The sequence below is a fragment of the Lysinibacillus telephonicus genome (assembly GCF_003966145.1).
GTDB lineage: Bacteria > Bacillota > Bacilli > Bacillales_A > Planococcaceae > Ureibacillus > Ureibacillus telephonicus.
The window spans coordinates 1-3,884 of record NZ_RXNR01000123.1; the positions used below are offsets into that span (position 1 = coordinate 1).

General features: G+C 32.6%; 6 protein-coding genes. All 6 read left to right on the plus strand.

From position 1 onward, the window contains the following. Window positions 1-159: 159 nt before the first annotated feature. The 6 genes from EKG35_RS21110 (at window position 160) to EKG35_RS20275 (ending at window position 3,334) form a co-directional block, all read left to right on the plus strand. Window positions 160-315: a hypothetical protein gene (locus EKG35_RS21110; RefSeq protein WP_185807844.1), complete on the plus strand. Its 156-nt coding sequence runs from the start codon at window positions 160-162 to the stop codon at window positions 313-315. Between the two features lie 28 nt (window positions 316-343). Beyond that, window positions 344-847, plus strand: a complete 504-nt coding sequence (locus tag EKG35_RS20255; protein ID WP_126296357.1) for a recombinase family protein — start codon at window positions 344-346, stop codon at window positions 845-847. A 2-nt stretch (window positions 848-849) separates the two neighbouring features. Then, a complete protein-coding gene (locus EKG35_RS20260) occupies window positions 850-1,473 on the plus strand; it encodes a recombinase family protein (protein ID WP_185807845.1) in 624 nt (207 codons plus the stop codon). Beyond that, entirely contained in the window at window positions 1,470-1,829 is a 360-nt protein-coding gene (locus tag EKG35_RS20265; RefSeq protein WP_126296359.1) for a hypothetical protein, read from the plus strand. The genes EKG35_RS20260 and EKG35_RS20265 overlap by 4 nt, the downstream gene beginning before the upstream one ends. A 16-nt stretch (window positions 1,830-1,845) precedes the next feature. After that, window positions 1,846-2,772 (plus strand): recombinase family protein, encoded by a 927-nt coding sequence (locus EKG35_RS20270; RefSeq protein WP_126296360.1) that lies wholly within the window; start codon window positions 1,846-1,848, stop codon window positions 2,770-2,772. Between the two features lie 124 nt (window positions 2,773-2,896). Next, window positions 2,897-3,334 (plus strand): hypothetical protein, encoded by a 438-nt coding sequence (locus EKG35_RS20275; RefSeq protein ID WP_148103532.1) that lies wholly within the window; start codon window positions 2,897-2,899, stop codon window positions 3,332-3,334. Window positions 3,335-3,884 lie beyond the last annotated feature (550 nt).

Sequence of the window (3,884 nt, forward strand, 5' to 3'; positions counted from 1 at the left end):
TGTATTTACGTTAATTTGCATATACATAACATCCCACCTCAGGAATATTATGTATCTTATTGTCGAAACTGTACATACTTAAACAATCAATACTGTACATTCTTAAGTTAGCATTTATACTAGATGGAAAAAACAAAAATGAGAAAGGTGATATTTTTAATGAACGATAACGAGGTAAAGGTGAATTCCATTAGTTACATCGATGATGCTGAATCTGCGGAAAAGTGGTTTGAAATATATATGAAATTATTGTTAGAGCAAATGAAAAGAGACAAAATCTCGGAGTCTGAACCATATATATGTAGGGAGGGTTAAGGTGGTTTTAGGGGGAGGGAATAAGCCAATGCAAACTGTCGCATATTATCGAAATTCAATAAGTAAGGAAAAGCAGAAATTGTCAATTATCATGCAAAGAGATCATGTACATCAATTAGCCCAAAACAAAAGATTGCTAATTGATGAAGAATATAGTGATGATGAAACATCTGCTCGGAAGACCGAAACAAACGAAAGAAAGCAAATGACTAAATTATTACGTGAAATAGAAAAGAAGAATGTAAAGACATTATTGGTTTATAGCAGATGTCGCATTGCACGTAATGTTCAGCAATACATGGAGATTTATCGAACATTTAAGAAATATGAAATTGAAGTCATTTTTGCTGCTGAGTACGAATTTCCAATGATCTATACGAGTGAGGGAGAATTCATTGAGAGAATAATGGCAGCCTTTAATCAACACGAAGCAGAAAACCTTGTTAAAAAGTTAAGAGATGCAAAACTTACAATAGCAAGAAAAGGTTACATGCGGTTTCATCCATTAATTTCGGGTATGAGGCAAATTTAGAGGTGGATGGGGATTGGAAAATTGTTAAAGAGGAAGCTGAAACGATTCAAAAAATTTATAGACTATTCCTAAATGGGGAATTCAAAAACTTTAACCAATTTGTAAAAGTTGTTAATGAACAAGGTTACTTATTTAAAGGAAAAGAATGGTTATATGGGAATGTTAGGAGTTTATTTAAGAACAAGATCTATATTGGGATTCGTGATTATAAAGATAAAGAAGAGCTGATATCAGCCCCAGTACCTCATCTACGAATTATAGATCAAAATACTTGGGAACAAGCTCAAATCAAGATGCAACAATATACTCGTGAAAGCATTGAAGAAGAGGAGCCAATGTTTTTCCTTTTAAAGGATTTAATTGAATGCTTTGAATGCGAGAAGAAAATTAAGGGGAAAAAAATTAAACGTTTAGGAGTTAAAATAGGAGTTTATCAATGTGACAACTGCAACAGTGTTAAGTATGGAAAAGAAATACTTGAACAAGAAGTGATCAATCACGCGAATAAATTCTTTAATGACATTTTATCACCTATGTTTAAGGAATTTTTGAGCAGAGTTGTCGATGAACAAGCTAGCATTCATAAAAAATTGGAACAAGGGCTTGATAAGGTAAAGGCAAGGTGAAAAACGAGATTGCTCAGGATCTTGATATATTGTTGGAAATAGAAGATGTCTCAGATTTGCCAGAGGCAGTCGTTAAATTAGACCAAGAGCTGGAAAAGATCACAGGCTCTTACAACCGTATGAAAGATAAATGGTTTGAAAATATAGAAACATTAAAGGAATTAAATTCCTTTCATGATGAATTTCAAGAATCTATACAGATTATTGAGGCAGAAATGGAAGAGGCATTAATTAAAGAATTATTGGAAGATATCATTCAAGGAATTTATGCAATAAACAAAAATGAGGTTCAAATAAATTTTAAACATCCCCATATTGAGGAATTAGGAGGTAGAGAAATTACTGAGTTTGCGTAATATTATTCACCCAGGGATGAAAGGTGTTTTTTATGGAAGGCATTCAACAGACAAACAAAATATGGATACTCAATTAAGAAGTGCATATGATTTTGCCGAAAAGTATGAATGTGAAATTATTGATGAGTATTTAGATGAAGGTGTTTCATCCAGGAAAAAGGTGAGAAAAGGATTAGAACATCTTATTAAGGATGCGAAAGAGAAGAAATTTGAATTCATTGTTATATACTCTCATTCCAGGCTTGCTCGTATTCCTGAAGAACATGACGTTCTTCGTCTGACGATGAGTGTTCTAGGTATTCATATTGTAGAAAGCAGCACTGAAACTCTTTATAGTTACGGAGATATTGTGTATTCTTCGATAAAGGATGCCTTAGTAAAATATGAGCTTGATAAGATTCGAGCAAGTACGAGGGATTCCCTTAAGTCATTATTACAACGGGGGCTATGGACAGGGGGAAAAGCCCCTTTTGGATATAAATATCACAAAAAACTAAGACGAACAGGAAAAAAAGACAATCAATCTACAATTGATCAAATATCAAATGAGTTTTCTATGGATTTAGCAACGGCAAACTCTGTCCAATATGGAAAATTCGAATGTATTCAGGATGAACTTGTATGGGTTAACAAAGTGTTTGCCCTTTATAAGCGTGGTTATGGTTTTCGTCAAATAGCTGATATGATGCCAGAGGCTAGTTATAGGGGGAAAAATTGGGATAAAGAAAAAGTAAAGCAGATTATTATTAATCCATTTTATGCAGGATATATGGCTATTCGTAAACGAAATTCTACCTCAGGGAATACGATAAATAAACGGAATGAATGGGTGATGCAAAAGAGTCCCTATATACAACCCGTTATCACATATAGAGAGTGGGAAGAATTGTTTTCATCTTTACGAACAGAGAAAGGACAAAAAGTTTCCTCCAAACTATTTTAAAACAAGTTTTTTATTAAGTAATCTTCTAATATGTAAAGCCTGTAATCACAGATTAATGGGGAAAGACCAAAGGTCAAAAGGATATGGGAAACAAATTTATATTTGCAAAAGTTGTGATTACAAATTGGGAGCAGACGATGTTCATAACGCAGTTTGGAGGTTATTTGTTAAATTACAAAGCAAAAATAAAGAAGACATAATCAAATCGATGAAGGAGAAGATCCTTCAAAATTGTGCTGATTTAAAAGGAGAAAAGAGGATTCTTGAAGAGATTTTGGAACAGGAAAAAATGAAACTTTTCGCTGTAAATAATAAAATTGATAAATTGTTCAGGATACATGCTGACAATAAGTTGATAAAGCTTCTCTACATTGGAAAGGAAACATTGAACAACTCAATTGATCAAAAAACCTCCCAAATTCAAAAATTGCAAGAATCAATTAATACCCTAGAAACCCTAGATGCAAATCAAGATTATATTGAAGAAAAAATTTTGGACTTCAAACAACTCAACACATTGCCGCAAATTCAGCTGAGAAGGTTATACCTTTATTTAAATTGAGTATATTATGGTTGAAATGCCAGGAAAATTAGAGTGTAAACTGCGTATTAATCTTGAGAAGCTTTAAACTAGGCTTTATTGGCTAACGGGTTTGGTTGTTGGAGAGAATACAGAAATTAACAGTGAAATTTGAGGCACAATTCGCATATGAATTCATGTCTCATTTTTTGTTGTTATATCAACTTGTATTTTACTTTAACCTATAATTTAGGGCCATTATTTAGCCTGTGTATTGGCGACATCGCATAAATTTATGTGGTCTTGTTAAAATCCATGCAATAATTGGTTCTAATTATTCGCTTAATTACCAAGCGATATTTTCTTTTTAAAGGAAAATGGAACATTTATGTTAAGTTAAATTTATAGATTATGAAATAATGTTCTTAAACTAACAAGGCAGGTTAGATGAAGAGTGGTGGTTAACTTGTGTTCAACAAAACCAGCTAATAGATTGTCAATAAAAATCTTTTAAATTAAAAATCGCTTCATGCTATACTAAAAATGCACAACTCAAGTAACCCTCCGAATCTAATTTGGAAGGTTTTTGTTT

Bases quoted from the DNA above. Each gene is read 5' to 3' on its own strand.
- EKG35_RS21110 (WP_185807844.1), top strand. From the start codon at position 160: ATGAACGATAACGAGGTAAAGGTGAATTCCATTAGTTACATCGATGAT.
- EKG35_RS20255 (WP_126296357.1), top strand. From the start codon at position 344: ATGCAAACTGTCGCATATTATCGAAATTCAATAAGTAAGGAAAAGCAG.
- EKG35_RS20270 (WP_126296360.1), top strand. From the start codon at position 1,846: ATGAAAGGTGTTTTTTATGGAAGGCATTCAACAGACAAACAAAATATG.